The 25,971-nt window shown below is 68.3% G+C and carries 27 protein-coding genes and 1 tRNA gene; 18 read left to right on the forward strand and 10 right to left on the reverse strand.

The features are described from left to right. Positions 1-2 precede the first annotated feature (2 nt). The 4 genes from NA8_RS19360 to NA8_RS19375 form a co-directional block, all read right to left on the reverse strand. Positions 3-1,025: an iron ABC transporter substrate-binding protein gene (locus tag NA8_RS19360; protein ID WP_063051776.1), complete on the reverse strand. Its 1,023-nt coding sequence runs from the start codon at positions 1,023-1,025 to the stop codon at positions 3-5. Positions 1,026-1,134: 109 nt separating this feature from the next. Further along, positions 1,135-2,412, reverse strand: coding sequence for a metallophosphoesterase family protein (locus tag NA8_RS19365; protein ID WP_245663909.1), 1,278 nt, complete (start codon positions 2,410-2,412; stop codon positions 1,135-1,137). 145 nt (positions 2,413-2,557) lie between these two features. Beyond that, positions 2,558-3,463: an Rv0361 family membrane protein gene (locus NA8_RS35920; protein WP_439957402.1), complete on the reverse strand. Its 906-nt coding sequence runs from the start codon at positions 3,461-3,463 to the stop codon at positions 2,558-2,560. Positions 3,464-3,507: 44 nt separating this feature from the next. Next, positions 3,508-3,909, reverse strand: coding sequence for a nuclear transport factor 2 family protein (locus NA8_RS19375; RefSeq protein ID WP_063051779.1), 402 nt, complete (start codon positions 3,907-3,909; stop codon positions 3,508-3,510). Positions 3,910-4,057: 148 nt separating this feature from the next. On the opposite strand from NA8_RS19375, the gene NA8_RS19380 reads away from it, so the two are divergent. Together NA8_RS19380 and NA8_RS19385 are read left to right on the forward strand one after the other, a co-directional pair. Then, the gene (locus NA8_RS19380) at positions 4,058-4,432 is read left to right on the forward strand and encodes a hypothetical protein (RefSeq protein WP_063051780.1); all 375 of its coding nucleotides are present in this window, start codon (positions 4,058-4,060) and stop codon (positions 4,430-4,432) included. A gap of 287 nt (positions 4,433-4,719) precedes the next feature. Next, positions 4,720-5,403, forward strand: coding sequence for a hypothetical protein (locus NA8_RS19385; RefSeq protein ID WP_063051781.1), 684 nt, complete (start codon positions 4,720-4,722; stop codon positions 5,401-5,403). 164 nt (positions 5,404-5,567) lie between these two features. On the opposite strand, the gene NA8_RS19390 is transcribed toward NA8_RS19385, so the two are convergent. The 3 genes from NA8_RS19390 to NA8_RS19395 all read right to left on the reverse strand — a co-directional run bounded on the left by NA8_RS19390 (position 5,568) and on the right by NA8_RS19395 (position 7,039). After that, the gene (locus NA8_RS19390) at positions 5,568-6,269 is read right to left on the reverse strand and encodes a L,D-transpeptidase family protein (protein ID WP_157106785.1); all 702 of its coding nucleotides are present in this window, start codon (positions 6,267-6,269) and stop codon (positions 5,568-5,570) included. Between the two features lie 217 nt (positions 6,270-6,486). Continuing rightward, positions 6,487-6,657 (reverse strand): hypothetical protein, encoded by a 171-nt coding sequence (locus NA8_RS33855; protein ID WP_157106786.1) that lies wholly within the window; start codon positions 6,655-6,657, stop codon positions 6,487-6,489. A gap of 94 nt (positions 6,658-6,751) precedes the next feature. Next, positions 6,752-7,039, reverse strand: a complete 288-nt coding sequence (locus NA8_RS19395; RefSeq protein ID WP_063051782.1) for a hypothetical protein — start codon at positions 7,037-7,039, stop codon at positions 6,752-6,754. A gap of 158 nt (positions 7,040-7,197) precedes the next feature. On the opposite strand from NA8_RS19395, the gene NA8_RS19400 reads away from it, so the two are divergent. The 4 genes from NA8_RS19400 to NA8_RS19415 all read left to right on the forward strand — a co-directional run bounded on the left by NA8_RS19400 (position 7,198) and on the right by NA8_RS19415 (position 9,371). Then, the gene (locus tag NA8_RS19400; protein ID WP_063051783.1) at positions 7,198-8,100 is read left to right on the forward strand and encodes a helix-turn-helix domain-containing protein; all 903 of its coding nucleotides are present in this window, start codon (positions 7,198-7,200) and stop codon (positions 8,098-8,100) included. Beyond that, positions 8,090-8,296 carry a DUF397 domain-containing protein gene (locus tag NA8_RS19405; protein ID WP_063051784.1) on the forward strand — a complete coding sequence of 69 codons (207 nt, stop codon included), beginning with the start codon at positions 8,090-8,092 and terminating at the stop codon, positions 8,294-8,296. The genes NA8_RS19400 and NA8_RS19405 overlap by 11 nt, the downstream gene beginning before the upstream one ends. 254 nt (positions 8,297-8,550) lie before the next feature. Beyond that, the gene (locus tag NA8_RS19410; RefSeq protein ID WP_063051785.1) at positions 8,551-8,925 is read left to right on the forward strand and encodes a hypothetical protein; all 375 of its coding nucleotides are present in this window, start codon (positions 8,551-8,553) and stop codon (positions 8,923-8,925) included. 68 nt (positions 8,926-8,993) lie between these two features. After that, entirely contained in the window at positions 8,994-9,371 is a 378-nt protein-coding gene (locus NA8_RS19415; RefSeq protein WP_063051786.1) for a hypothetical protein, read from the forward strand. 215 nt (positions 9,372-9,586) lie between these two features. Here the strand turns inward: NA8_RS19415 and NA8_RS19420 are convergent. From NA8_RS19420 to NA8_RS19430, 3 genes are all read right to left on the reverse strand, one after another. Beyond that, positions 9,587-9,659, reverse strand: a tRNA-Arg gene (locus NA8_RS19420). Between the two features lie 106 nt (positions 9,660-9,765). Then, positions 9,766-10,434: a DUF305 domain-containing protein gene (locus NA8_RS19425; protein ID WP_063051817.1), complete on the reverse strand. Its 669-nt coding sequence runs from the start codon at positions 10,432-10,434 to the stop codon at positions 9,766-9,768. A 395-nt stretch (positions 10,435-10,829) separates the two neighbouring features. Further along, positions 10,830-11,750: a thioredoxin-like domain-containing protein gene (locus NA8_RS19430; RefSeq protein WP_063051787.1), complete on the reverse strand. Its 921-nt coding sequence runs from the start codon at positions 11,748-11,750 to the stop codon at positions 10,830-10,832. Between the two features lie 93 nt (positions 11,751-11,843). On the opposite strand from NA8_RS19430, the gene argS reads away from it, so the two are divergent. From argS to NA8_RS19485, 12 genes are all read left to right on the forward strand, one after another. Then, a complete protein-coding gene (gene argS, locus NA8_RS19435) occupies positions 11,844-13,502 on the forward strand; it encodes an arginine--tRNA ligase (RefSeq protein WP_063051788.1) in 1,659 nt (552 codons plus the stop codon). A gap of 61 nt (positions 13,503-13,563) precedes the next feature. Continuing rightward, complete coding sequence (gene lysA / locus NA8_RS19440) at positions 13,564-14,985, forward strand: diaminopimelate decarboxylase (RefSeq protein ID WP_063051789.1); 1,422 nt, start codon at positions 13,564-13,566, stop codon at positions 14,983-14,985. Then, a complete protein-coding gene (locus NA8_RS19445; protein WP_084466920.1) occupies positions 14,982-16,337 on the forward strand; it encodes a homoserine dehydrogenase in 1,356 nt (451 codons plus the stop codon). The genes lysA and NA8_RS19445 overlap by 4 nt, the downstream gene beginning before the upstream one ends. Before the next feature lie 23 nt (positions 16,338-16,360). Then, entirely contained in the window at positions 16,361-17,482 is a 1,122-nt protein-coding gene (thrC, locus tag NA8_RS19450; protein WP_063051819.1) for a threonine synthase, read from the forward strand. A 25-nt stretch (positions 17,483-17,507) separates the two neighbouring features. Continuing rightward, on the forward strand, positions 17,508-18,461 hold the full coding sequence (thrB, locus tag NA8_RS19455) for a homoserine kinase (RefSeq protein WP_063051820.1): 954 nt from the start codon (positions 17,508-17,510) through the stop codon (positions 18,459-18,461). A 328-nt stretch (positions 18,462-18,789) separates the two neighbouring features. Beyond that, a complete protein-coding gene (gene rho, locus NA8_RS19460) occupies positions 18,790-20,841 on the forward strand; it encodes a transcription termination factor Rho (RefSeq protein ID WP_063051790.1) in 2,052 nt (683 codons plus the stop codon). 34 nt (positions 20,842-20,875) lie between these two features. After that, entirely contained in the window at positions 20,876-21,037 is a 162-nt protein-coding gene (locus NA8_RS33860; RefSeq protein WP_157106788.1) for a hypothetical protein, read from the forward strand. 423 nt (positions 21,038-21,460) lie between these two features. Beyond that, complete coding sequence (rpmE, locus tag NA8_RS19465; RefSeq protein WP_039796334.1) at positions 21,461-21,691, forward strand: 50S ribosomal protein L31; 231 nt, start codon at positions 21,461-21,463, stop codon at positions 21,689-21,691. A gap of 81 nt (positions 21,692-21,772) precedes the next feature. Beyond that, complete coding sequence (gene prfA, locus NA8_RS19470; RefSeq protein WP_063051791.1) at positions 21,773-22,843, forward strand: peptide chain release factor 1; 1,071 nt, start codon at positions 21,773-21,775, stop codon at positions 22,841-22,843. A 25-nt stretch (positions 22,844-22,868) separates the two neighbouring features. Beyond that, positions 22,869-23,747, forward strand: coding sequence for a peptide chain release factor N(5)-glutamine methyltransferase (gene prmC / locus NA8_RS19475; RefSeq protein WP_063051792.1), 879 nt, complete (start codon positions 22,869-22,871; stop codon positions 23,745-23,747). A 397-nt stretch (positions 23,748-24,144) separates the two neighbouring features. Then, positions 24,145-24,816 carry an L-threonylcarbamoyladenylate synthase gene (locus tag NA8_RS19480; protein WP_063051793.1) on the forward strand — a complete coding sequence of 224 codons (672 nt, stop codon included), beginning with the start codon at positions 24,145-24,147 and terminating at the stop codon, positions 24,814-24,816. Next, positions 24,813-25,970 (forward strand): glycosyltransferase family 4 protein, encoded by a 1,158-nt coding sequence (locus tag NA8_RS19485; protein ID WP_063051794.1) that lies wholly within the window; start codon positions 24,813-24,815, stop codon positions 25,968-25,970. Before NA8_RS19480 ends, NA8_RS19485 begins: the two co-directional genes overlap by 4 nt. Position 25,971 lies beyond the last annotated feature (1 nt).

Here is a 25,971-nt window from a genome sequence, read left to right on the forward strand (position 1 = left end):
GGCTACAGCAGACCGGCTTCGGTCATCAGCTGCGTGACCTTCTTCGAATCGAGCTTCGACGGGTCGATCGCCGGAGCCTGGAGGTCGGCCAGCGGCGGCAGCGCCGGGTTCGCGGCCACGCCACTGGCGACCGGGTATTCCAGCGACGTGCCGTCCCGCAACACCTCTTGCCCCGCTTTGCCGACGATGAACGCCAGGAACTTCTGCGCCGCCTCCTGCTTCTTGCTCGCCTTCAGCACGCCGCCGCCGGAGACGCTGACGAAGGCGCCCGGGTCCTGGTTCCTGAAGTAGTGCAGGGCGGTGTCGGCGCTGCTCTCCTTCGTATTCGCCTGGTCGCGGTACCAGTAGTAGTGGTAGATGACGCCACCGTCCGGGCTGCCGGAATTGACCGCCTTCATGGTGGCGACGTTGTTCGGAAACGGCGTCGCGTTCTCCTTCATGCCCTTCAGCCAGGCGCGGGTGGCGTCCTCACCCTTCAGCGCGAGCAGGGCGGCGACGATGGCCTGGAAGTCGGCGCCGGAAACGCCCGCGCCCCAGCGCCCCTTCCACTGCGGTTGCGCCAGGTCGAGCAGTGAGGCAGGCAATTGGCCTGACTGGACCTTGTTCTTGTTGTAGACGAAAACCGTCGAGCGCGCGGCCACGCCGGTCCACTTGCCGGTGGACGGACGGAACTGCGGGGGCACCTGCTCCAGCGTCCCGGCGTTCACGTCGGCGAACAGGCCCGCGTTCTCCACCAGCGCCATGGCGGGGGAGTTCTCGGTGAGGAAGACGTCGGCGGGCGAGGCCGCACCCTCGGCGACCAGCTGGTTGCCCAGCGCCGTGTCACCGCCCTGGCGCAACGTCACCTTGATGCCGGTTTCCTTGGTGAACCCGTCGGCCCATTCCTTGGTGAGCGACTCGTGCTGCGCGTTGTAGACGGTGATCTCGTTCGCGTCGTCGGAGGAATTCGAGCAAGCCGTGCTGCCCAGCGCCGTCATCGCGAGGACCAATCCAACGGCAATCGTCTTCCATCTGACCGGCTTCATCCTCGTCCTTCCGACCGCGTTCCCCGTTGCATTGTTGAGCCTTACCTAAGAAAGATACAGTGTCCGACGTGCGCAAACGTTTCCCGGATGTAGCGAACCCGCACGCCCGCTACCGCAGCCCCGAGAAATCGCGCAGCACAACGTGATTGCGATCGGCGCAGGTGCCGAGTGTGTAATCCGGAAGCAGTCCGAAGTACTCGCCGCGGGTGAGCGCGCTCCAGCGACGCGCGTCCTCGGTGCGGGTCTTGTAGAAGTTGACCATGTAGCCGCCCTCGTAGAGGCGCAGCAGGCTGTAGCCGCCCGGATACTCCTTGACCGCGGCGACCTCGAGGAACTCCACCGCGCACGGCACGTCCGGCCTGGTACGGCGGTTGCGGTGGGTGTGGCCGCTGTGCTGCAGGAAGACGCCGGGGGAGCGGGCATAGAGCGCTTGCAGTTCGCCGCTGTCGCGCCCGTCGAGCACGAAGCCCGGCCCGGCGAGGTTGGTCAGCCCGGACTCGGTCGTGACCGGATGGTGGCCGAACAGCAGTGTCGGCCGGTCCGGATCGGCGCGCAGACGTTCGGCGAGATGATCGAATTGCGCGCGCTCGATGGACCCGCCCGCGCCGTCCAGGCTGCTGGTATCCAATCCCAGCACCCGCAGCCCGCCCACCTCGTGCTCGACGAGTTGCTGGCGCGCGGAGAAGGCATCGGCCCAGCAGTCGCGGTGGTCGGCGGGCGCGGGGGCGCAACCGGCGTACTCGCCGCCCATGTGCGGCCGGTCGTGATTGCCGCGCACGGCGAGGTAGTCGCGGCCGAGCGCCCCCCACCCGTCGAGGAGGGCCCGCACCGTGCGGGTGTCGAGCTCGGAGGCTTCGGCGGTCAGGTCGCCCGCGAGCAGCAGCAGTTCGGCTCCTCGGTCGGGACGGCGCAGGTCGTCCAGCACCGCGGCCAGCATCACCTCGGGGTAGGGCGCGAGGCCGGGGCCCTGCCGGAAGCCGGCCGGCAGGTCGCCGACGATCAGCCCGCTGACCTGCTCGCCGAAGTGCACGTCGTTGGCCAGCGCCAGCGTGCGCAGCCTGCGGCCGGGCGGTGGGACCAGGGTGGTGAACTCGCCGCGTGCTTCCGGCGCGGCGGGATCGGACGTGGTGAGCGATAGTGCGGGCGTCGCGCGCAGACCCGCCGACCAGGCTTCGAAGCGGTAGGCGCGGCCCGGTTCGAGTCCGCCGATCTCGGCATAGTGGAACGGCGTCGGATGGTCGTCGGCGAAGACCGGCACCGGCGCGCGCGTCGAATCGGCGGGACCGATCCGCACGTGGGTATCGGCGTCGACGGGTATCAGCCGGCCTGCCGGGTCGGGGGCCAGCGTGGTCCAGGTGAGGATCACCGAGGTGTCTGTGATCGTCACGACTTCCAGATCGGTGGCGACGGCCGTGTCCGGCAGTGCCCGAGCTTTCGTTCGACCGGCGAAGGGGAGGAGTGCGGCGAGGCCGAGTGCCCCGAGAACGGTTCTGCGGTTCGGTCCGCAACAACTCATGCGTGGGTGCATGCGATCAGCGCGTGCCCTCCGCGGAGCAGACCTTCCACTTACCGTCTTCTTTCGTCAGATGTTCGGTCGTGCTGGATTCGGTATCGGGCTGCTCGCCGGGCACCGCGACGGTCAGCTTGCCGGTGACCTTCGCGGTCGCGGTGTCCCCGGTGACGACGATGTCCTCGATCCTATCGATCGTGACCGAAATCGAAGTGCTGTCGAATTCGTTCTTCTCGCTCTCGGACATCGCCTCGAACGCGGCGCGTTCGTGCGCGCACGCCTGCTCGGCCGCCGCGCGAAAGCCGCGCGTGTCGAGGGTCTCGTAGAAGTCGCGAATCGCGAGTTCGATCCGCTTCTCGTCCGAGGCGAGCGGACCTCTGCCCTGCGAGGTCAGGAACACCCCCGCGATCACCGCGCCCGCGATCACCAGAGCGACTATCGCCACCAAGCCGACGATCAAGCCGGTGTGACCCTTCTTGGGCGGCGGCGGATATCCCCGGGGCGGGTAGCCGGGTGGCGGATAACCAGGGGCCGAGGGGGGCTGCCCGGGGCCGGGTGGCGGATAGTCCGGGCCGGAGGGTGACTGCCCCGGGGGCGGATAGCCCGGGCCAGGAGGTGTCTGCCCGGGCTCGGGCGGTGGATAGCCCTGGCCCGGTGGTACCTGGCCGGGCTCGGGGGGTGGGTGGCCAGGCGAGGGCTGTTGCGGGTGGGGCGGTCGATCATCCGGCGGTTGCCCGCCCGGCGGATAAGCCATCTCGTCCTCCGGTCTACCCCCGGTGCCTGGATCTTTACGCCAAGGCGTGCCCGGGGTAGCGGAAACCAAACGGGTCGGATCGTTCGGGCGGGCGACGGGCAGCGGTCGGCTTCGGTACGCGAGGGGTATCGAGGACGGGACGGTGGATACCGGGTGGCCGCGATACGGGGCCATGCGTTGCAGGGGGTCCGGACTCGCGACGAACGGTTTCCGCGGCGTCAGGCGGCCAATGCGGCGTGCCAGCGCGCGGTGTCGGTGTACTGGTGCAGTCGCGTGATGCGGCCTTCGTCGTCGACCTGCCACAGGTGCACGAACTCGGCCTCGTACTCGCGGCCGGTGGCGCGGGCCGCGCCGCGATAGTGACCTGTCACCACGATGGTGCCGTCCGTGGTTTCCTGCCAGGTCTCGTCGAACGGTGCGGTGTCGAAGTCCCTGGCAACCGCGCCCCAGATCCGCGCCATGGCCGCCAGCGGGCCGTGGAAGGCGCCGCCCGCGCCGCACGGCATGCCCGGGGCGGTGCGCACTTCGAACTCCGGATGCAGCAGGGCCAGGATCGCAGGTCCGTCACCCGTCTGCGTCGCGGTGTAGAACCCCTTGACGACCTCGCTCTTAGCGGACATGTCCTACTCCTTCTAAAGTGATTGTTCTAGAACGAACATATTAGAACGTGGCAGGCGCGACTGCCATAGCCGTGTGGCCGGAGTCATGTCATCGATTCGAGGCCGGGTTGCCTGGTGCTTGCCGCATATGTCCGGCTAACATTCGAACATGGGTTCGATTAGCGATGAAACGCCGCGAACCGAAGGCACGGGACCGGAGCTGGTCTACCCGAACAGGACCGGCCACTACTACCGGACACTGACCTACCCGCCGCGGCCGGTGTGGGTGCGGCTGGACGCCATCCTGGTCCGCGACCCCGGCACCCCGCGGCACGTGAACGGCGCGGGAGTCATCATGCGCGGCGAGCGCCCCGGCACCTTGACGCACTGGTTCCCCACCGTCGACGGAGACTGGATGGGACGGGTGACCTACAGCATCCAGTTCGCCGACGGTCGCCCGGACCTGCACGTACGCGACCAACTGATCCCGGCCTACGCGCTGCGCCCCCGGCGCACCGAGCGCTCCGAACCGGAGTCCGCCTGATCGGCGACCCGCCACGGGCGTGTTCTCGAACCTGGTGTCATTCGTGCGCTGCGTTCCGGACGCGCCGAGCGATCGGAGTTCACCAGGTCGGCGGAACTCGCCATGCGGAATGCTGCACCAGCCCCCTGTTGTAGCTATGAATTTGCCCCTCCTTTCCGAGCCTAAGGTGCCCCTGTGAGCGCCCTGTCCACCCCTGTTTGCCAGGGTGGGCACGCGCGGCCGAGCGGGTTGTCCGGCCGGTTGCCGATCGGTTGTCGCCGTAAGGGGCCGGTGATACGTTGCCCGGCATGGGATTTCAGTTGCCGCATCCCGAGGTGCTGTGGGCGCGCGTGACCGTCTTGGACGTGATCACCGCCGCCACTCGCACGGATCGGGTCGCGAGCGGACAGGAGATCGGGCAGACGGCCGGCGTGGAAGGCGGCCGGCTGATCAGCGACGACGGCGAGGGCAATTGGTACTCGCTGGTCAGATACCCCGGCGACCGCGCGCTGCTATTCGGGCGGGACGAGGACAACGAGGTCGCCGGGACCTCTTACGATCCGCTTGCCGCGGCGCCCGCCTGGGTGCGCTCGGTGGAGCCGACGGCAAAGCTGCCCGGCGGCGTCGACGGACCGGTCAGCTTCGTGCGCTGGTGGGAGTTCGGCCGCTGGCAGCACACGCCGACCGACCTCGACGACGGCCTCGAACTGAGCCTCAGCGCCGCTTCCGACCGGGAGAGCTTCACCGGCAGCGTCATGAGCGCAGCCATCCACGCGAAGTGGGTGGAGATGGACTACGAGGCGGGCAAGCTCACCGCCCTCACCGTCGACCCCACCGCCCTGCACGCCCTGTGCGACGCCACCGAGAACGGCACCGTCACCAAGGCTCATTTCTACTTTCTCCAGCCTGGTCTGACAGCCCCCGCATTCGCCTACCTCACCAACGCCGGTGTCCTCACGTCCGCCGCCAAGCCCACCGAACCTTTGTCGTGACCCTCTGATCGCAGGCGGCACCCACCATTCGAGAAGGGCTCCGGCTTCCGGGGCCCTTCGCTCATATCACGGCGGAATTCGAGAAACCCTTCCGTCTACGTATCCAACGCCGTCGGTCGGTCGATCGACCGAACATCGTCACCGAGCTGGTCGCGGCAACGGATTCAGATCGCATAGATGCCGATAACAGGCTTCCGCGACGGCTCGAGGGTGCTCAGCAGCGTACGCATGACGTCGTCACCGACCGCGACGCACCCTGCCGTCGGCCTGCCGACCTCCACATGGACGAAGAAAGCCGAGCCCCGATTCGGCACGACCGGGAAGCGGTTGTAGTCGATGACCAGTGCGTAGTTGTATTGCGGGTCGGTCCGGCCGAGATTCTCGCTGAGCGCGGTGTCGAAGGGGCACTCATCCTCGGCGCACCGATATTCCTGGTTGTACAGCGGGCTCGCCGTATCGGACACCCACCACACGGACTCATCCACTGTCAGATAGGGAAGCTTCGCGTCTGCATCGGGCAACCGGCCGAACCCTTCGGTCAACGCGAATGTCCCCTCCGGCGTATACGCCGCCCCTTCTCTGGCCTCCCGTGAAATCCCCGCGGAGCCCACCCAGGCGGGTACCGCCAACGTACGCTCCCACCGTCGAAACCGGTTCCGCTGCCACAATTCCAACGTTCCGCGATCGGCGCCTGCCGGGGCTGTCACCCAAACGACTTGCGTCCCCGGAACCGCGTCCGGATCGAAAGGCGGCCGATTTCCGGTGATCTCGGCCAGCAGTACGATCCCGAGCCCCGCGACCGTCGCCAAGATCCCCGCCATGGTCCAGCGCAGTACCGATCTGCGCCGAATCGCACCGTCAGCCAATACTGTTCACGCTCCTCCAGGTAGGCGGACATCCGCTGCACCGCATCGTGCGCGCCCCGACGGCCAGCACCAACAACCTCACGCGGTGCCATAGTAGGCGCCCCGACAACGCAAAACCGTCCACCGACCGGCGCATCGCCACCCGGCGGCCGAATCGACGAGTGGCACTCGGCTGAGGCAAACGTCGAGTAGCCTTCTCGGTGGTGTGCCACTCGCGTTATCGACGGGGCGCTACGGCGTTCCAGTAGTCGGATTTCACCGCGTTCCAGAGGTGGAAGTGTTTGGGGAACCACTCGCGAACCTGGGCGAGGTCGGGGCGGTGGTTGCCCTCGCCGAAGAAGACCACGCCGGGGGCGCCGTTCGGGATATCGACAATGGAGCCGTCCATTCTCATCCGATAGGCCGGGGTCGTCGCGGCATAATCGATCAGGGATTCGATCGCGATCCGGGACCCTCGGACGATCTGCCAGAGAACGGTGTGATCACCAAATGTCGTGCGGCGCAACGTCGCCCCTCCCTCGCGTAGTGGCGATCCCGCCGTAGGTGGAGAGCAACCGCCTGCCGCTGAGGGTGATCTGGTATCCGCGACGGCTGATCAGCCCCGCATGCACGATCAGCCCCGCCGACTCGAGCTGTGGCAACGTGCGGCGGAGCTGCCATCCGGCCAGGTCCACCGTCTTCACCAGCGCATCGACGGACAGGATTCCGCCCGGCTCGAGTGCTGCCAGCACGTACGCCTGAGTTCTGCTGAGTCGGAAGTTCAACGGCATGCGGCAAAGGATGTGCGAAGTGCGGATGCCCGGTTCCGGCAACGGATTACGTGCACAAATTCGCGCAAATTGCCAGCTCCGGTTGTGCAACGCCGCCTACGATCTGCGCGGACCGCAACAAACAGAGAGCTCGGAATGCAACGGCAGGGGAGGCGTGCATGTCGGACGACCGCGCGGAGGATACGGGCAGCACACTGCCGCGAAGGCAGCTCGGCAGATATCTGAAAGAGGCTCGGGAGGGGGCCGGGCTCACGCTGGAACGCGCCGCTTCCCTCATGGAGTGGAACAAATCGACCCTCAGCCGTCTGGAGCGCGGTTTGACCGAAAGGGTCAGGATCCGCGACGTTTCAGGGCTCTGCGAGATCTATGGCCTGAGTGAGGAGAACACGGCTGTCGCCAAAGGTCTGGCCGAGCAGACTCCGGCGAAGTCGTGGTGGCACGCATACGGAGACCTGATTCCGACGTGGTTCAACTTGTACGTCGGTTTGGAGGCTGCCGCAGAGGAATTGGCGATATTCCAGCCCTTGCTGATACCAGGCCTGTTGCAAACACGCGATTACGCGCGCGCCATCGACCGGAGGTACTTTGCCGAGGATAGCGACGAGGAACTGGACCGTCGTGTGCAACTTCGAGTCCAACGCCAGCACATCCTGACTCGTTCGCGCCAGCCGACGAAGGCGCTGTTCGTGCTCCAGGAGGCGGTACTGCGAACCATCGTCGGCGACCGGAATGTGATGAGTCCGCAACTGAGGCATCTTGCCGACGTCGGCACTCTCTCCAACATCGAACTTCGGATTCTGCCGTTTCATGCCGGAATTCCCGTAGGGATGCCGCTTCCGCCCTTCACCATCCTGGACTTCGCTCCCGATGTCCGAGGCAGATTCACTGAGCCGCCAGTCATCTACTGCGAGAGCTACACCGGTAGCGCGTACCTTGAGGAACGGACAGATGTGCTGCGGTTCCGCCAGGCGTTCGCCGTACTCCAACAGTCGAGCTTGGACAGCCGCCTGAGCAGAGACCTACTGCGAGAGATAGCAAGGGAGTTCGACCGTGACCGTTGACCTAACCGGCGCCCGGTGGTTCAAATCGAGCCATAGCGGTGGTGGAGCCGACTGCGTCGAGGTCGCCCACCTGGCCGGAGGCATGGTCGGTATCCGTGATTCGAAGAACCCGACCGGCCCGGCGCTGATCTTCACGCCCAGCGAGTGGGACGCCTTCACCGCGGGCGTGGTCCGTGGTGGGTTCGATCGAGCATAGGACTCGGCAACCTGCTTCACGGGCGCCTTGACCGGCGGCGGATCCCGCGGCGCGGCGGCGTCGGCGAGCAGTGCGGCGGCTCCGCGGTCGGTCGAGGTAGCCGATCCCCAGTGAGCCGGTGCAGGACACTCCAGTCGGAAAGCCCCGGCACGGAAGCCGGGTCAACCGGCCGTGTTTACCAGTCGTTAAGGATTCCTCGAGGCCGGTCGATAAGGGTCGTGCGACAGCGATTTCGTTCTCGCGTAGGAGCCTTGATGATCACAACCCGTCTGACCCTCCTGGGACTTCCCGTGCTCGTGCTGGCCGCTTCTGCTGGTCTGGCGACGGCTCCCGCCGCCGTGGCGCAGCCTCCGCTGCCGACCTACACCTGCAAGTACACCCCCATCACCAGCTACTTGGTGATTTTCAGCTCGATGCGAGCGCGCAGGTGCGCGGCGTCACCAGGCGCTCCGCTGGACGGTAATTATTTCTATCCGGTCAGGATGGAGAACAGCGTCACCGGCGAGAAGTGGGAGTGTGGTGGCGCATTCCCGTACCTCGGCAAGCCGATTCATCCGGGAATGGGATCTCACGAGGCGGAGGCGGTGCTCAACGCCGGGGTGGACGCGAGCAACTGCCGCCCGATCTGACGCGCGGTGCGCGCGAGACAGCTGTCTGTGAGTGTCACTTCCCATTTCTATATCGAATAGGAACCGCGATGAGCACAACCCGCACGGTCCGTCTCGGACTACCGGTACTCCTGCTGGCCGCTACCGCCGGTCTGGTGACCGCCCCCGCCGCCGGTGCGCAGGTTCTGCCGACCTACACCTGCGGCTATACGATCGACCTACCGCACTTCGGCTCCGTCAAAGGTCGCGAATGCACGGCCTCGGCGGGCGCTCCTCTGACCGGCCACCACTGGATCACCTTCCGCATGCAGAACAGCGGATCGGGTGAGACATGGGTGTGCAACAGCGTCGAGGCGGCTCTCGTCCCGTACTACCTGAACGACAAGGTAGATCCGGACTATGCGGACTTCGAACGGGCATACGGTCGTGGCGCGGACGCAAGCGTCTGCCACCGCTTACTGGACTGACTTCGGCTACGCAGTCCCACGCGGCTCGGATGCTGGAGTATCTGCTCGGTCATCGTGGTTCCGCCACCTGACGGTTCAGCGCTGGTGTCCGGCGGCGTTCGCGGCGAAGACTTCGGGCGAGGTTGTGTCATCTCGTGTCATCGAAGCAGGCTGAGGTCGCAGACGAAAAAGGCCCCTGCCAGCGAGTGTGCTGGTCACGGGGCCTTTGTCGTGCGTGCCCTCGGCAGGATTCGAACCTGCGGCCTTCTGCTCCGGAGGCAGACGCTCTATCCCCTGAGCTACGAGGGCGGGATAGGGCTCGTTCGGGGCCGGGGAGGCGGTCCGATCGGGCTGGGTCAGCCTATCGTATCGGTGGCCGTCCGCCAAAAAGTGCGGGCGGCGGTGTGGTTTCGGGTCAGGGGAGGGGGGCGGCGCCTCGGGCGGTGAGCATGGTGGTCATCAGGTCGGATTCGCCGCGCTGGGTTGTGGCCATGGTTTCGGCGAGGGTGCGCACCGCTGTGGTGGCGGCGTGCTGGGCGGCGTAGTCGATCATCGACAGCCCACCCTGATGGTGGCGCAGCATGAGCTGTAGGAACTTGGTGTCCAGGGCGGGGCCGGCGGCCTGGCGCAGTGCGGCGAGTTCGGCGGGCGTGGCCATGCCGGGCATGGCGGACACCGGGCCGGAGTGATGCGGCATGTCCGACCCGGCATGGTCGTGGCCGCCCATCGGTTCGGTCATCCAGCCCATGAACCCGTCTACGCCCTGCGCCGGTTCGCCCCACAGCTGCAACCACCCCTGCATGCGCCCGATCTGGCTCTGCTGGGTGGTGAGGATGTCGTAGGCCAGACGGCGTACCTCGGTGTCGGTGGAACGAACCAGCACCACGCCCGCCATTTCGACCGCCTGCGCGTGATGCGCCGACATGTCCTGGCCGAAACCGACGTCGACCGGGCCCGGATCCGGTTCCGGGGACCTGTCCAGCGGAATCCGGGCCAGTACGCCGATCGCGAAGCCGATGAGAATGGCTCCGATGATGCCGAGGGTCAGCAGGGCGGTGCGCTGTCGGCGGAACTGTCCCCCGATGCCGGACCCAGCCGGTGCTTCGCGGGCATCCGATCCGGTCGCTTCGCGATCGTGGGATCCGGCTGGCGCTTCGCCCGTGTCGGAGCTGGTAGGTGCTTTGTCGGCCGAAATACGAGCCTCCTGGGCGACTCCGGTGCTTTCGCGCGACGCTTCGCGACCGCCGGAGCTGGTGCTTTCCGAACTGCCGGAGCCGACGGTTTCGGACGTGCCGGACCCGATGACTTCGCCACCGCCGGTCCCCGTCACCGCACGAGTGCCGGGTTCGGTAGACGCCGCGCGGTCGCCGGACCCGGTGGCTTCGCCACCCCCGGACCTCGCGGCTTTCCCTCGGCCCGAGCCGGTGGCTTCGGGATCACCGGGCGCAGCGGAGGCTGCGCGATTTCGATCGCCGGCCACTACTGCCCCGCGCCGGGTGCGGGCTGGACGGGCGCGGGCTGCGCGGGCACCGGAGCGCCGGGCATGCCCGGCAGGCCGGGAAGACCGGGAACGCCGGGCACACCGGGCAGGCCGCCGGGCGCACCACCGAGCTCGGACTGGTCCTGCTGCAGGCCCTTGCCGTCCATCGGAACCGCGTCCGGTCCGGGCGGCGTCGGGTCGAACGGCGGCGGGTTGTCGGTGTCGAAGACGATGGTCGAGCAGTCGGCGCCCACTTCGGGGTAGGCGTAGTTGTTCAGCCGCAGCGCGGTGATGAACTGGCCGACGCGCTTGTCGTCCGGGCTGTCCAGCTTCAGCTGATGACCCCAGGACTGCAGCGAGACGGCGGAATCGAGGCCGGGGTAAGGCGACATCATCGTGTACGGCTTGCCCTCGACCTTCGCCTTCAGCGTGGCGATGCCGTCGGCGTTCACCTTGTCCGGGTTGTAGGCGATCCACACCGCGCCGTGCTCGAGCGAGTGCACCGCGTTCTCCACCCGGATCGGCTTGCTGTAGACCACGCCGGTGCAGGTCGCCCAGGACTGGTCGTGCGGACCGCCGAACGGCGGCGCCTGGTCGTAGGCCACGCGCTGGTTGGACGCGATGTGCAGACCCGCGGGGTATTCCTTCTTCACCACACCCGCGATCCCGTCGGAGGGGTCCTTCTTCTGCGCGCTCGGTGTGTACTTGTCCAGGTCGGCCTTTTCCCGGTACTTGGGGACCAGGTTGTAAGCCAGTGCGCCGATCAATGCGATGATTACTACGGCCGCGCCGATGGCCGGCCAGGGGATCTGCCGTTTCTTCTTCGGAAGCTGTCCTCGTCTGCCTCGCTTGCGGGGATCGGACAACTTCGCCGCGGCCTTGGCGGCCTTGGCCGATTTGGCGCTGGGACTGCTAGGCATCGCTCAGTGTGCTCTTTCGACGTTGATGGATCCGCTGGCTGCGCAGTGCCCACCCCGAGGTGTACACCCGCCAAGACCATAGGATAGAGACTCGTGACTCCAGCTGACCTTGCAGATCTCCTTCGCTCGACAGCGGCGAAGGTGCTTGTCGAACGTGGACTGGACCCTGCGGTCCTGCCCGACGAGGTCACCGTGGAACGCCCCCGCAACCCCGAACACGGCGACTATGCCACGAATGTCGCGATGCAGGTGGCCAAGCGCGCCGGAACCAAGCCGCGTGATCTGGCCACCTGGCTGGCCGACGCACTGGCCGAGGCCGACGGCGTCGCCGCCGCCGAGGTCGCCGGGCCCGGGTTCCTGAACATCCGCCTCGCGGCTTCCGCGCAGGGCGCGATCATCGAGCGGATACTCGCCGCGGGCGCCGCGTACGGCACCGCGGAGACGCTGAAGGGCACCCGCATCAACCTCGAGTTCGTCTCGGCCAACCCGACCGGTCCCGTGCATCTGGGCGGAACCCGGTGGGCTTCGGTCGGCGACGCGCTGGGCCGCATTCTGGCCGCGCAGGGCGCCGACGTGGTGCGCGAGTACTACTTCAACGACCACGGCGCGCAGATCGATCGGTTCGCCGCCTCGCTGGTCGCGGCGGCCACCGGAGCGCCGACCCCGGAAAACGGATACGCGGGCGCCTACATCGGCGAGATCGCCGACAAGATCCTGGCCGCGCACCCGGACGCGCTGAGCAAGCCGGAGGCCGAGCGCCTCGAGGTGTTCCGGGCCGAGGGCGTCGAGTTGATGTTCGCGCACATCAGGGAGTCGCTGCACGAGTTCGGCACCGACTTCGACGTCTACTTCAACGAGAGTTCGCTGTTCGCCTCCGGCGCGGTCGAGCAGGCCGTGGAGCGGCTGAAGAACTCCGGCGACCTGTACGAGAAGGACGGCGCCTGGTGGATCGCCAGCTCGGAATACGGTGACGACCAGGACCGGGTGGTCCTCAAGAGCGACGGCAAAGCCGCCTACATCGCAGGCGACATCGCCTACTTCCAGGACAAGCGCTCCCGCGGCTTCGACTTGTGCATCTACATGCTCGGCGCCGACCACCACGGTTACATCGGCAGGCTGAAGGCCGCCGCGGCCGCGTTCGGCGACGATCCGGCGACCGTCGAGGTGCTGATCGGGCAGATGGTGAACCTGCTGCGCGACGGCGTCGCGGTGAAGATGAGCAAGCGGGCGGGCACTGTGGTGACGCTCGACGACCTGGTCGAGGCGATCGGCGTGGACGCGGCGCGGTACTCGCTGGTGCGCTCGTCGGTGAACTCGAGCATCGACATCGACCTGAACCTGTGGGCCAGCCAGAGCAACGAGAACCCGGTCTACTACGTGCAGTACGCGCACGCGCGGACCGCGTCCATCGCCCGCAACGCCGCCGAGTTCGATTACGACTCCGTCACCCCCGAGCTCGCGCTGCTGTCGGCGGAGGAGGAAGGCGAGCTGATCCGCACCCTCGGCGAGTACCCGCGCGTGGTGGCCGGTGCGGCGAGCCTGCGTGAACCGCACCGGGTGGCCCGCTACCTGGAGGAGCTGGCCGGCGCGTACCACCGTTTCCAGACCAACAAGAACCTGCGCGTCCTGCCGCTCGGTGACGACCCCGTCTCCCCGACGAACGCGGCCCGGCTCGCTCTGGTCAACGCGACCCGCCAGGTCCTGGCCAACGGCTTGGCCCTGCTCGGCGTCGGCGCGCCGGAGCGCATGTGACCGGCCGGTCGACCACAGCTAGGAAGGAAGGCTCAGTGAGCGAGCACAGCGAGGTGGGAGAATGAGCGCGCATCCCGCCGGTCCCCGGCATGCCGAGATTCCGCACGCGCCGAACCTGCCGGAGCGTCCGAGCGATCCGAAGCAGATGATCGACCTGCCCGCCAACGTGTGGCCGCGCAACGCCACTCGCGACGAGGCCGGCGTCGTCCACTTGGCGGGCGTGCCGGTGTACGAGCTGGCCGAGCGGTTCGGCACTCCGCTGTTCGTGGTCGACGAGGACGACTTCCGTTCCCGCTGCCGTGACATGGTGCGCGCCTTCGGGGCGAACGCGCGAGTCCACTACGCGTCCAAAGCGTTCCTGTGCGGCGAGGTCGCCCGTTGGATCCGGGACGAGGGCCTCGCCCTGGACGTCTGCTCCGGCGGCGAACTGGCCATCGCGTTGCACGCGGGCTTCCCCGCCGAGCGAATCGCCTTGCACGGCAACAACAAATCCGTCGCGGAGCTGGAAGCCGCGGTGTCCGCCGGGGTCGGCCACGTGGTGGTCGACTCGCTCATCGAGATCGAGCGCCTGGAAGCCGTCGCGATCCGCGCGGGCGTGGTGCAGGACGTGCTGGTCCGGGTCACCGTCGGGGTGGAAGCCCACACCCACGAATACATCTCGACCGCGCACGAGGATCAGAAGTTCGGCTTCTCGATCGCGGGCGGCGACGCGATGGAGGCGCTCGCGCGCGTCTTCGACGCCGACAACCTGCGCCTGGTCGGCCTGCACAGCCACATCGGCTCGCAGATCTTCGAGATCGATGGGTTCGAGATCGCCGCGCGGCGCATGCTCGGCCTGCTGCGGGAGGCCATCGACAAGTTCGGCGTCGAGCGCACCGCGCAGATCGCGACGCTGGATCTCGGTGGCGGACTGGGTATCTCGTATCTGCCGTCGGACGACCCGCCGCCGCTGGACCGGTTCGCCGCGAACCTGCGCGAACTGGTCGCGGCCGAAGCCGAACGCGCGGGCCTGCCCACGCCGGTGATCGCGGTGGAACCGGGCCGCGCCATCGCGGGGCCCGGCACGGTGACGCTCTACGAGGTGGGCACCATCAAGGACGTCTCGCTGGACGGCGGTCTGCGCCGCCGCTACGTGAGCGTCGACGGCGGCATGAGCGACAACATCCGGCCCGCGCTGTATCAGGCCGACTACGACTGCCGCTTGGTCTCGCGGTCGTCGCAGGCTGGGCCGGTGGTCGCGCGCGTCGTCGGAAAGCATTGCGAGAGCGGCGACATCGTCATCCGGGACACCTGGATGCCCGCCGACGTCGGCCCCGGCGACCTGGTCGCCGTCGCCGCCACCGGCGCGTACTGCTACTCGATGTCCAGCCGGTACAACCAGTTGACCCGCCCCGCGGTCGTCGCGGTGCGGGACGGACAGCCGCGCCTGATCCTGCGCCGGGAGACGGTGGCGGACCTGCTCAGCTTGGAGGTGGAAGCGTGACGGCGAACGCGAACAAGGGTGCGTGGGGGACCGATCGCCCGATCGGTGTCGCGGTCCTGGGTATGGGCAATGTCGGCACCGAGGTCGTGCGCATCCTGCGCGAGCACACCGAGGACCTGCGTTCCCGCGTCGGCGCCCCCGTGGTGCTACGCGGTGTGGCGGTACGCAACCTCGACACCGACCGCGGTCTTCCCGCGGGCCTGTTGACCACCGACGCCGACGCGCTGGTCGCCCGTGACGACGTCGACCTGGTGGTGGAGGTGATCGGCGGCATCGATCCGCCGCGCCGGTTGATCCTGGCCGCGCTGAACGCGGGCAAATCCGTGGTGACCGCGAACAAGGCACTGCTGGCCGACTACACCGGCGAACTCGCCGCCGCCGCCGAGCGCAGCCGCGCCGACCTGTACTTCGAGGCCGCCGTCGCGGGCGCCATCCCCGTCGTGCGCCCGCTGATCCAGTCGCTGGCGGGCGACCGGGTGAACCGGGTCGTCGGCATCGTCAACGGCACCACCAACTTCATCCTCTCGGCGATGGACGAGACCGGCGCCGACTACTCGGCGACGTTGGCCGAGGCCACCCGTCTGGGCTACGCGGAAGCCGATCCGACCGCCGACGTGGAGGGCTACGACGCCGCGGCCAAGGCCGCGATCCTCGCCTCGCTGGCCTTCCACACCCGGGTCACCGCCGCCGACGTGTACCGCGAGGGGATCTCGCGGATCTCCGCCGAGGATCTGGAGACCGCCTCGGCGCTCGACTGCACGGTCAAACTGCTGGCCATCTGCGAGCGGGTGGACGCGGGTCCCGGCGAGCCCGGGCCGGAGGAGGGCGGCAAAGAGCGCGTCTCGGTGCGCGTCTACCCCGCGCTCATTCCGCGCAAGCACCCGCTGGCCGCGGTGACCGGGGCCTTCAACGCGGTTGTCGTGGAGGCGGAGAACGCCGGGCGGCTGATGTTCTACGGGCAGGGCGCCGGCGGCGCTCCGACCGCCTCCGCCGTCCTCGGCGATCTGGTGATGGCGGCCCGGAACAAGTTCTACGGGGGTCGCGCTCCGGGCGAATCGGTTTATGCTGAGCTACCGATCGCGCCGATCGGCGATACGCCCACCCGCTATCACGTCAACCTGCAGGTCGAGGACCGTCCTGGGGTTCTGGCGGCGGTGGCGGGCGAATTCGCCAATCACGGGGTGAGCATCTCGACCGTCCGTCAAGAAGGGCACGGCTCGGGTGCGCGCCTCGTCGTGGTGACCCACCACGCAGTGGAGTCGGCGCTCGCGGACACCGTGGCCGCCCTGGCGGAAATGGCATCCGTCACATCCGTGACCAGCGTTCTGAGATTGGAAGGCACCGAAGAATGACCACAGCGTCGCGCAGCGACTCCATGAGGGGTGGCGGCCGGGAGCCGGGAGGCCATACGACTGGCGTCGCGCCCCAGGCCGGAGTGCACTCCCGCTGGCCGGGCCTGATCGCGGCTTACCGCGACCGGCTCGCGGGCGCGGCCGACTGGGAGCCGGTCACGCTGTACGAGGGCGGCACGCCCTTGGTGCCCGCGCCGCACCTGTCCGAAATCACCGGGTGCGAGGTGTACCTCAAGGTCGAGGGCCTGAACCCGACCGGTTCGTTCAAGGACCGCGGCATGACGATGGCGATGACCGACGCCAAGTACCGCGGCCAGAAAGCGGTGCTGTGCGCGTCCACGGGCAACACCTCGGCATCCGCCGCGGCGTACGCCACCCGCGCGGGCATGAGCTGCGCCGTGCTGATCCCGCAGGGCAAGATCGCGATGGGCAAGCTGGCCCAGGCGGTCATGCTCGGCGCGAAGATCATCCAGGTGCAGGGCAACTTCGACGACTGCCTCGAACTCGCCCGCAAGGTCACCGCCGATTTCCCCAGCGTCGGCCTGGTGAACTCGGTGAACCCGGCGCGCATCGAGGGCCAGAAGACCGCGGCCTTCGAGATCTGCGACGTGCTCGGCAAGGCGCCCGACGTGCACGCCCTTCCCGTCGGCAACGCGGGCAACATCACCGCGTACTGGCGGGGCTACCGGGAGTACTACGCCGACGGCGTCACCGGCGGGCTGCCGCGCATGCTCGGCGTGCAGGCCGCCGGCGCTGCCCCGCTGGTCAACGGCGCTCCGGTGAAGGACCCCGAGACCATCGCGACCGCGATCCGGATCGGCGCGCCCGCCTCCTGGAACAGCGCTGTCGAGGCCAAGGAGCAGTCGGGTGGCGCGTTCCGCGCCGCCACCGACGAGGAGATCCTCGACGCGTACCGCCTCGTCGCGGCCACCGAGGGCGTGTTCGTCGAGCCCGCGTCGGCGGCCGGCGTGGCCGGTGTGCTCGCCGCCCGCAAGGAGGGCTGGCTGGATTCCGGTCTCACCGTGGTGTGCACCGTGACCGGCAACGGCCTGAAGGATCCCGACACCGCGCTGTTGGGCCTGCCGCAGGTGCAGCCGGTCGCGGTCGACCCGGTCGCCGTCGCCGCCGAACTAGAGCTGGCCTGAGTTGAATTCGCGCGAGAGCCAGCTCATGAGCGCGACGCTGCCCGCCGGTCTGACCGTGACCGCGCGGGTACCCGCGTCCACCGCGAACCTCGGTCCCGGGTTCGACTCGCTCGGTATGGCATTGGGGATCTACGACGAGATCCAGGTGCGCACCACCGATTCCGGGCTCACCATCCGGGTCGAGGGCGAGGGCGCCGACGATGTCCCTTGGGGCCCTTCACATCTCGTGGTTCGTGCGATCGAGCGCGGCCTGGAGTCGGCCGGCGTGTGGGCCGACGGCCTCGATGTGGTGTGCCGCAACGTGATTCCGCATTCCCGCGGGCTGGGCTCCTCGGCCTCGGCGGTGGTCGGCGGACTCGCCGCGGGGTGCGCCCTGGCCGCGAAGCTGGACCCGGCGCTGGCCACGCCTGCCGACCGAATGGTCCAGCTGGCCGCGGAATTCGAGGGTCATCCGGACAACGCGGCGGCCAGTGTGCTGGGCGGGATCGTCGTCTCGTGGACGGAGAGCGAACATCCCGCCGACGAGGCTCCCGGTACCGAATACCACGGTCGCGTCTACCGCGCGGTGCGGCTCGAGGCCCATCCCGCGCTGCGTCCGATCGTGCTGATCCCCGAGGAGCGCTCGTCCACCGCGCACACCCGCGGCCTGCTGCCCGACGTCGTGTCGCACGGCGACGCCGCGTTCAACGTCAGCCGGGCCGCGCTGGCCGTGGTGGCGCTGACGCAGCGTCCCGACCTGCTGATGCCGGCTACGGCGGACCGTCTGCACCAGGCTCAGCGTGCCCCCGCGCTACCGCTGACCACGGCCTGGATCACCCGCCTGCGCACGGCGGGGATCGCGGCCACCGTCTCCGGAGCGGGCCCGACCATCCTGGCCATGGGTACCAGCGAATTTCCAGCGGAACTGCGCGAACTGGCGGCGGCCGACGGCCTGCGCGTGGTGGAGCCGGGAATCGCCGAAGGTGTCCTGGTCGACTGACGGCGAGTCTGTCTTGCCGAGATTCGCAATAGACAGCTATCCTGGGCAAGTCCGTACATCGTGCGCATCAGACGCCGGTGCTTCATCAGGGCAATCGCTCCAGCAGGCTCCAGGCTCGAGCCTCCAGGCCATGGGGGTGCTGCGTAGCTGCGCAACTGGAATGATCTCTCCCCACCTTTCACCAATGGTGGAGAAGCCGCCGGTCCGGCGGAGCAGGTGATACGGCACACAGCGCCCGGACGGACGCATCCCAGTCCGGCAGAATGCCCGGGCTGCGGGACGAACCCTCGAAACAGCACACGGCGATCGAGGGAAGGAAAGGATTTCCGTGACAGATACGGACCTGCTCGCGACACCCGGCGTGGAATCGAACCCGACGGGCGACCGCGAAAGTGAATCCGGACAGATTTCGAAGATGAGCGAACACACCGACGTCGCACGATCGGGGCTGACTGGAATGTTGTTGCCGCAGTTGCGCGCGCTTGCGGGGGAGCTCGGTATCCGAGGCACCTCCGGGATGCGCAAGGGCGATCTCATCGCCGCCATCAAGGAGAATCAGGCCGCCGGAAGGGCGGCAGCGAAGGCGGAGAAGCCCGCCAAGAGCGAGGCCAAGTCCGCGGTAACCGCCAAGGCCGACACCCCCGCGAAAGGCGATGCACCCGCCAAGACCGCCGCTTCCGCGGCGCCGGCCAAGGCCGAGCAGGCGACCCTCGACGTGACGCCCGCGGCATCGGCCGCGCCCACCGAGGCTCCCGCCCCGGCGAAGACGGCCCCCGCCGATTCCGCGCCCGCCGCCACGAACGCGGCCGAGTCGGCATCGTCCACGGCGACCGAGACCACCGAGGAGTCCGGCCGGGAGAGCGGCCAGCGAGGCCGTGGTCGGCAGCGTCGTGGCCGTGATCAGGCGCGATCGGCGACCGAGACCGCGCCCGCCGAGACGCGTGCCGACGAATCGAAGCAGGACGCCGAGCAGAGCGGCGAGCGTCGTCGCGAGCGTGGTCAGAGCGACCGTGGCCAGAGCGACCGTCAGAGTGACCGTGGCCAAGGTGACCGTCAGAGTGACCGTGGTCAGGGTGAGCGCGGCCAGAGCCAGAACGGCAGCGCGGGCGGCCGCGGCGGTGACGACGAGGAAGGCGGTCGCGGACGGCGCGGACGCCGCTTCCGTGAGCGTCGTCGTGGGCGCGACCGCGAGACCGGTGGCGGCGAGGCCCGTGAGCTCGAGATCCGCGAGGACGACGTGCTCCAGCCGGTCGCGGGCATCCTCGACGTGCTGGACAACTACGCCTTCGTCCGCACGTCGGGTTACCTGGCCGGTCCGAACGACGTCTACGTGTCGATGAACCTGGTCCGCAAGAACGGCCTGCGCCGTGGTGACGCGATCACCGGCGCGGTGCGCGCTCCGCGCGACGGCGAACAGTCCAACCAGCGTCAGAAGTTCGATCCGCTGGTGCGGCTGGACACGGTCAACGGGGGTGACGTCGAGGCGGCCAAGCGCCGTCCCGAGTTCGGCAAGCTCACTCCGCTGTACCCGAACCAGCGCCTACGGCTGGAAACTCAGCCGAACAAGCTGACCACCCGCGTGATCGACCTGATCATGCCGATCGGCAAGGGCCAGCGCGCCCTGATCGTGTCGCCGCCGAAGGCGGGTAAGACCACGATCCTGCAGGACATCGCGAACGCGATCGCGACCAACAACCCCGAGGTCTACCTCATGGTGGTGCTGGTCGACGAGCGTCCCGAAGAGGTCACCGACATGCAGCGTTCGGTACGGGGCGAGGTCATCTCCTCGACCTTCGACCGTCCGCCGTCAGACCACACCTCGGTCGCCGAACTCGCCATCGAGCGCGCCAAGCGCTTGGTGGAGATGGGCAAGGACGTCGTCGTGCTGCTCGACTCGATCACCCGGCTCGGGCGCGCGTACAACAACTCCTCGCCCGCCTCGGGCCGAATCCTCTCCGGTGGTGTGGATTCCACCGCGCTGTACCCGCCCAAGCGGTTCCTCGGCGCGGCGCGCAACATCGAGAACGGCGGCTCGCTGACGATCATCGCCACCGCGATGGTGGAGACCGGGTCGACCGGTGACACGGTGATCTTCGAGGAGTTCAAGGGCACCGGTAACGCCGAGCTCAAGCTGGACCGCAAGATCGCGGAGCGGCGCGTGTTCCCGGCGGTGGACGTCAACCCGTCCGGTACCCGCAAGGACGAACTACTGCTCAGCCCCGACGAGGCGGCGGTGTTGCACAAGCTGCGCCGCGTACTGTCCGGCCTGGACTCGCACCAGGCGATCGATCTGCTGATCGACCGTTTGAAGAAGTCCAAGAACAACCTCGAGTTCCTGATGCAGGTGAGCAAGACAGCGCCCGGCGCGCTCGACGAGTGAGTTGACCAGCTGTTCGGTCGAAAGGGTCCCGCTGATGCGGGACCCTTTCGACGCTCCGGGGCTGAAGAACGCCAAACCGATCGTGGCGGCGCCGCAGATCAGGAAACTCGTGACGAGCGCACACGTCCCCACCCCGGAGTTCGGTGCGGCGGACCCGGAAGCCCGGATGTACACGGCGTTCTCCGGCGCCGGATAGGACGTGCCTGCGGGGAGGGCGGACAAACCGACGGCGACCGCGAGAGTCAGCAGAACGAGGATCGCGGACGCGATTCGGATGTTCACGGGGTCTCCTTCCTGTCTCGGCACGCCGATGTGCACCAGGTACGCAACTCTATGAACGAATTTGTTCACGTTCCTGAGTAGCGGACTACCCGACTTCAGGGTCCCGGAGGCAGCGCGGATTCGCGTGCCCGGACTTCCAGGGGCGGGAAGGATAGGGGATTACCTGGTCGGGAACAAACCACCCGCCGGGGGCGTTTTGGGAGCGTAACGGCAGTTCTGGCATACTGAACGGTCGTTGCGTCTGCTCAGGTGAGCAGAGCTCCCGCCTAGTCGGTTCCGGTTCACGCTCAGCGCATCGCGCGCGGGCGACCCGGCGACCACAATCGAGAGGACATCCATGAAGGCAGGAATTCACCCGACGTATGTCGACACCACGGTCGTCTGTGGTTGCGGCAACACCTTCCAGACTCGCAGCACCAAGGAGTCGGGACACATCACCGTCGAGGTCTGCTCGCAGTGCCACCCGTTCTACACCGGCAAGCAGAAGATCCTCGACACCGGTGGCCGCGTGGCCCGCTTCGAGGCCCGCTACGGCAAGCGTGCCGGCAAGAAGGCCGACGCCAAGTAGCTTCCTCGCCGACGCCCGGTCCTGCTGCGCAGGCCGGGCGTCGGTGTTTTGTATGGACCGGCATCAGGAGAAGGAAGCACTGTGACGCAACCGTCCGCCATCGACGACATCCTGGCCGAGTACGCGGGCCTGGAGACGCAGCTGGCCGATCCGTCGCTGCACAACGATGCGGGCGCCGCGCGCCGGGTCGGCAAGCGGTTCGCCGAGCTGGCCCCGGTCATGGCCACCTATCGCAAGCTCGAGACGGCGCGCGACGATCTGTCCGCCGCCCGGGAACTCGCCGCCGACGACTCCGCGTTCGCCGCGGAGGTCCCGGAACTGGAACGACAGGTCGAGGAACTGGAACAGGCGCTCGCCGACCTGCTGGCCCCCCGCGACCCGCACGACGGCGACGACGTCGTGCTCGAGGTGAAGTCCGGGGAAGGCGGCGAGGAGTCCGCGCTGTTCGCCTCCGACTTGGCCCGCATGTACGTGCGGTATGCCGAGCGCCACGGCTGGAAGGTCGAGATCCTCGACGTCACCCTGTCCGACCTGGGCGGTTACAAAGAGGCGACGCTGTCGATCAAGAGCCGTGACGCGACGCGCGAGGGTGTCTGGTCGCGCTTCAAGTTCGAGGGCGGGGTGCACCGGGTGCAGCGCGTCCCGGTGACCGAATCGCAGGGCCGCATCCACACGTCGGCGGCGGGCGTGCTGATCTATCCGGAGCCCGACGAGATCGAACAGGTGCAGATCGACGAGTCGGATCTGCGTATCGACGTCTACCGCTCCTCCGGAAAGGGCGGTCAGGGCGTCAACACCACCGACTCCGCGGTGCGCATCACCCATCTGCCCTCCGGCATCGTCGTCACCTGCCAGAACGAGCGCTCCCAGCTGCAGAACAAGGCGCGCGCCATGCAGGTGCTCGCGGCGCGGTTGCAGGCGCTGGCGGAAGAACAGGCGGATCAGGAGGCGGCGGCGGGCCGTGCCAGCCAGATCCGCACGGTGGACCGCTCCGAGCGCATCCGCACCTACAACTTCCCGGAGAACCGGATCACCGACCATCGGATCGGTTTCAAGGCGCACAACCTCGACGCCGTGCTCGACGGGGACCTCGACGCGCTGCTGGACGCTCTCGGGAAGGCGGATCGCGAAGCACGTATGGCCGCGGAATAGCCGTCTTTCGGGCAGAGTCGGTGCCATGTCTACGACCCGAGTCGCGCTGCGCCCCGTCATCAACGACGCCATCGAGACGTTACGGACCGCAGGGGTGCACAGTCCCCGCGCCGACGCCGAGCATTTGGCCGCGCACGTTCTCGGTGTGGAGCGAACCCGCCTGGCGCTGAGCCCGCTGGTGTCGCCGGACGAGCTGGATTCGTTCCGCGAGCTGGTTGCCCGCCGTGCCGAGCGAATCCCGTTGCAGCACTTGACCGGGACGGCCGTGATGGGCGCGCTCGACCTCGCGGTCGGCCCCGGCGTCTTCGTGCCGCGCCCGGAGACCGAGTTGCTGTACGCGTGGTCGCTGGCGCAATTGGAAGCGCTGCCGCATGATCACGCGCCGATTGTCGTCGACCTGTGCACCGGCTCCGGAGCGCTCGCGCTGGCTGTCGCGCACGCGCGTCCCGACGCCGAGGTGCACGCCGTCGAACTCGATCCCGCCGCCCTGGTCTGGGCGCGGCGCAACGCCGACGACCGCATCGCCGCGGGCGATACCCCCATCACCCTCTACGCCGACGACGCCACCGATCCCGAACTGCTCGCCGATCTGAACGGCCGGGTGGACATCGTGCTGTCCAACCCGCCCTACATCCCGGAGGGCGCTCGCCTCGACCCCGAGGTGGCCGAGCACGACCCGTCCGTCGCCCTGTTCGGCGGTCCGGACGGGCTGTCGGTCATCCGCGGGATGATCCCGAACATCACCAGACTGCTGCGCCCCGGCGGCGCCACCGCCATCGAGCACGACGACACCAACGGCTCCGGCGTGGCCGCCCTCCTCACCGCCACCGGCGTCTTCGCCGACGTCGTCGAGCACCCGGACCTGGCGGGCAAACCTCGCTTCGTCGCCGCCACCCACACCTGACCCGCGCTTCGCTCGTCTGTAGCCGGACCCCACCCGAACCGGTGTGCTCCTGCGCGTACCTACCCGGCCTACCGGCCCGCCGCCTTCCGTGGACACCGCATGCGAGTCGTGAAGCCGACCGGAACACGAGGGTGCGCGCTCATCCCCGGCGAGCGCGCGGCTCCAGCATGGTGGGGAGCCGAAGCCCTTTATCGACAGTGGTCGAATTCGGGTGCGGCGACCGCCACACCGCACTCGACGACTGATTTCGTGAGCACCCGGGTAACTCACCGGGCACGCCCAGAACTCGAGTGGCCTCTTGACGCGAGACCTGAACGCGAATCTCGCGCTCTCCAGCGGGTACGGCCTGAAGACCCGGGGAGGCGGGCCAGCGGCCCAGCATGCCAGGATGGTTGCCGTGAGTACCGTCTACGACTGCGCGGATCCCGACTCGCGCGCCGCCGGACTGTCCGCAGCCACCAGCGCCCTGAAATCCGGACGGTTGGTCGTGCTGCCTACCGACACCCTGTACGGGCTGGCCGCGGACGCGTTCGATGCCACCGCGGTGAGTTCGCTGCTCGCGGCCAAGCGTCGCGGCAGGGACATGCCCGTGCCGGTGCTCGTCGGTTCCTGGCACACCATCGACGGCCTGGTCTTCTCGGTGCGCCCGCAGGCGCGCGAGCTGATCCGGGCGTTCTGGCCCGGCGGCCTGAGTCTCGTTGTGCAGCAAGCGCCTTCGCTCGCCTGGGATCTCGGTGACACGCGTGGGACGGTGATGCTGCGGATGCCGCTGCACCCGGTGGCGCTGGAGTTGTTGCGTGAGGTCGGCCCGCTGGCGGTGTCGAGTGCCAACGTGTCCGGGCAGCCCCCGGCGAAGACGGCGGCCGAAGCCCGTGACCAACTCGGCGAGCTGGTCGGCGTCTACCTCGACGGCGGCCCGGCCGAGCACGCGGTGGCCTCCACCATCGTCGACCTGACCGCCGACCAGCCGCGCGTCCTGCGCGTGGGCGCGGTGCCCGTCGCCGACATCGCCGAGGTGCTCGGCATGTCGCCGGAAGCGCTCAGCGGCGCCGCGCAGCAGCTCGGATGATGGGTTCGAGTGCCGTCGTCCCGCTTCGGGAGCTGCTCGTCGTGCTGCTCATCTCCGCGGTGGTGACGTTCCTGGCCACCGGTGGGGTGCGGGTGCTGGCGATCGGCTTCGGCGCGGTGGCCGTGCCCCGGGACCGGGACGTGCACGTCAAGCCGATTCCGCGGATGGGCGGTGTCGGCATGTACATCGGTGTGGTCGCCGCGGTGCTGTTCGCCCACCAGCTGCCCGCGCTGCGCAGCGGCTTCGACTACAAACCGAACATCCCGATCGCCGTGCTGGTGGCCGCCACGGTCATCGTGCTGGTCGGCATCGTCGACGATCGCTGGGGCCTGGACGCGTTGACGAAGTTCGCGGGCCAGGTGACGGCGGCGGGCGTGATGGCCGTCATGGGTTTGGGCTGGTATGTCATCTACAACCCGTTCAGCAACACCACGGTGGTGCTGGACGGCTTGCAGGGCGGGCTGGTCACGGTGGCGGTCACCGTCACCCTGGTCAACGCCATGAACTTCGTCGACGGTCTGGACGGCCTCGCGGCCGGTCTGGGTCTGATCGCGGCGCTGGCCGTCTTCGTGTTCTGCCTGGGACTGATGAACGAGCAGGGCGGCTCGGTGGACACCTACCCGCCGGCATTGCTGGCCGCCGCGCTCGCGGGTGGATGCCTCGGATTCCTGCCGCACAATTTCCAGCCCGCGCGCATATTCATGGGCGACTCCGGCTCGATGCTGATCGGACTGATGCTGGCCGCGGTGTCGACCGGCGCGTCGGGGCGAATCCCGTTGCAGGGGTACGGCCCGCGCGACATCGTCGGTCTGCTTTCCCCGCTGTTGCTGGTCGGCGCGGTGATGTTCATTCCGGTGCTCGACCTGTTGCTCGCCATTGTGCGCAGGGTTCGCGCGGGCGTGAGTTTCTCGACGCCGGACAAAATGCACTTGCATCATCGCTTGCTGCAGATCGGCCATTCGCACCGCCGCGTGGTGCTGTTGATCTATTTGTGGGTCGGCGTGCTCGCCTTCGGCGCGGTCGGCACCTCGCTGATGGACCGCACGCTGGTCGTGTTGCTGATGGCGGGCGGGCTGGTTTTCGCCTTGGTGATCACCGCCATTCCGGGGCTGCGGCGTGGGGACCCGGCGAGTGACGGATCGGCGTCCGGGTAAA

This window comes from Nocardia arthritidis NBRC 100137 (genome assembly GCF_001612765.1).
Lineage (GTDB): Bacteria > Actinomycetota > Actinomycetes > Mycobacteriales > Mycobacteriaceae > Nocardia > Nocardia arthritidis.

What these genes read in the sequence shown, in the direction of transcription:
- NA8_RS19375 (WP_063051779.1), bottom strand. Translation starts at nt 3,909, where the DNA reads ATGTCCGCTAAGAGCGAGGTCGTCAAGGGGTTCTACACCGCGACGCAG.
- thrC (WP_063051819.1), top strand. Translation starts at nt 16,361, where the DNA reads ATGAGGGGTGGCGGCCGGGAGCCGGGAGGCCATACGACTGGCGTCGCG.
- prmC (WP_063051792.1), top strand. Translation starts at nt 22,869, where the DNA reads ATGTCTACGACCCGAGTCGCGCTGCGCCCCGTCATCAACGACGCCATC.
- NA8_RS19485 (WP_063051794.1), top strand. Translation starts at nt 24,813, where the DNA reads ATGATGGGTTCGAGTGCCGTCGTCCCGCTTCGGGAGCTGCTCGTCGTG.
- thrB (WP_063051820.1), top strand. Translation starts at nt 17,508, where the DNA reads ATGAGCGCGACGCTGCCCGCCGGTCTGACCGTGACCGCGCGGGTACCC.
- rpmE (WP_039796334.1), top strand. Translation starts at nt 21,461, where the DNA reads ATGAAGGCAGGAATTCACCCGACGTATGTCGACACCACGGTCGTCTGT.
- NA8_RS19410 (WP_063051785.1), top strand. Translation starts at nt 8,551, where the DNA reads ATGATCACAACCCGTCTGACCCTCCTGGGACTTCCCGTGCTCGTGCTG.
- NA8_RS19395 (WP_063051782.1), bottom strand. Translation starts at nt 7,039, where the DNA reads ATGCCGTTGAACTTCCGACTCAGCAGAACTCAGGCGTACGTGCTGGCA.
- lysA (WP_063051789.1), top strand. Translation starts at nt 13,564, where the DNA reads ATGAGCGCGCATCCCGCCGGTCCCCGGCATGCCGAGATTCCGCACGCG.
- NA8_RS19400 (WP_063051783.1), top strand. Translation starts at nt 7,198, where the DNA reads ATGTCGGACGACCGCGCGGAGGATACGGGCAGCACACTGCCGCGAAGG.
- NA8_RS19380 (WP_063051780.1), top strand. Translation starts at nt 4,058, where the DNA reads ATGGGTTCGATTAGCGATGAAACGCCGCGAACCGAAGGCACGGGACCG.
- NA8_RS33860 (WP_157106788.1), top strand. Translation starts at nt 20,876, where the DNA reads ATGCGGGACCCTTTCGACGCTCCGGGGCTGAAGAACGCCAAACCGATC.
- NA8_RS19415 (WP_063051786.1), top strand. Translation starts at nt 8,994, where the DNA reads ATGAGCACAACCCGCACGGTCCGTCTCGGACTACCGGTACTCCTGCTG.
- NA8_RS19385 (WP_063051781.1), top strand. Translation starts at nt 4,720, where the DNA reads ATGGGATTTCAGTTGCCGCATCCCGAGGTGCTGTGGGCGCGCGTGACC.
- NA8_RS19430 (WP_063051787.1), bottom strand. Translation starts at nt 11,750, where the DNA reads ATGCCTAGCAGTCCCAGCGCCAAATCGGCCAAGGCCGCCAAGGCCGCG.
- NA8_RS19360 (WP_063051776.1), bottom strand. Translation starts at nt 1,025, where the DNA reads ATGAAGCCGGTCAGATGGAAGACGATTGCCGTTGGATTGGTCCTCGCG.
- NA8_RS33855 (WP_157106786.1), bottom strand. Translation starts at nt 6,657, where the DNA reads ATGGACGGCTCCATTGTCGATATCCCGAACGGCGCCCCCGGCGTGGTC.
- NA8_RS35920 (WP_439957402.1), bottom strand. Translation starts at nt 3,463, where the DNA reads ATGGCCCCGTATCGCGGCCACCCGGTATCCACCGTCCCGTCCTCGATA.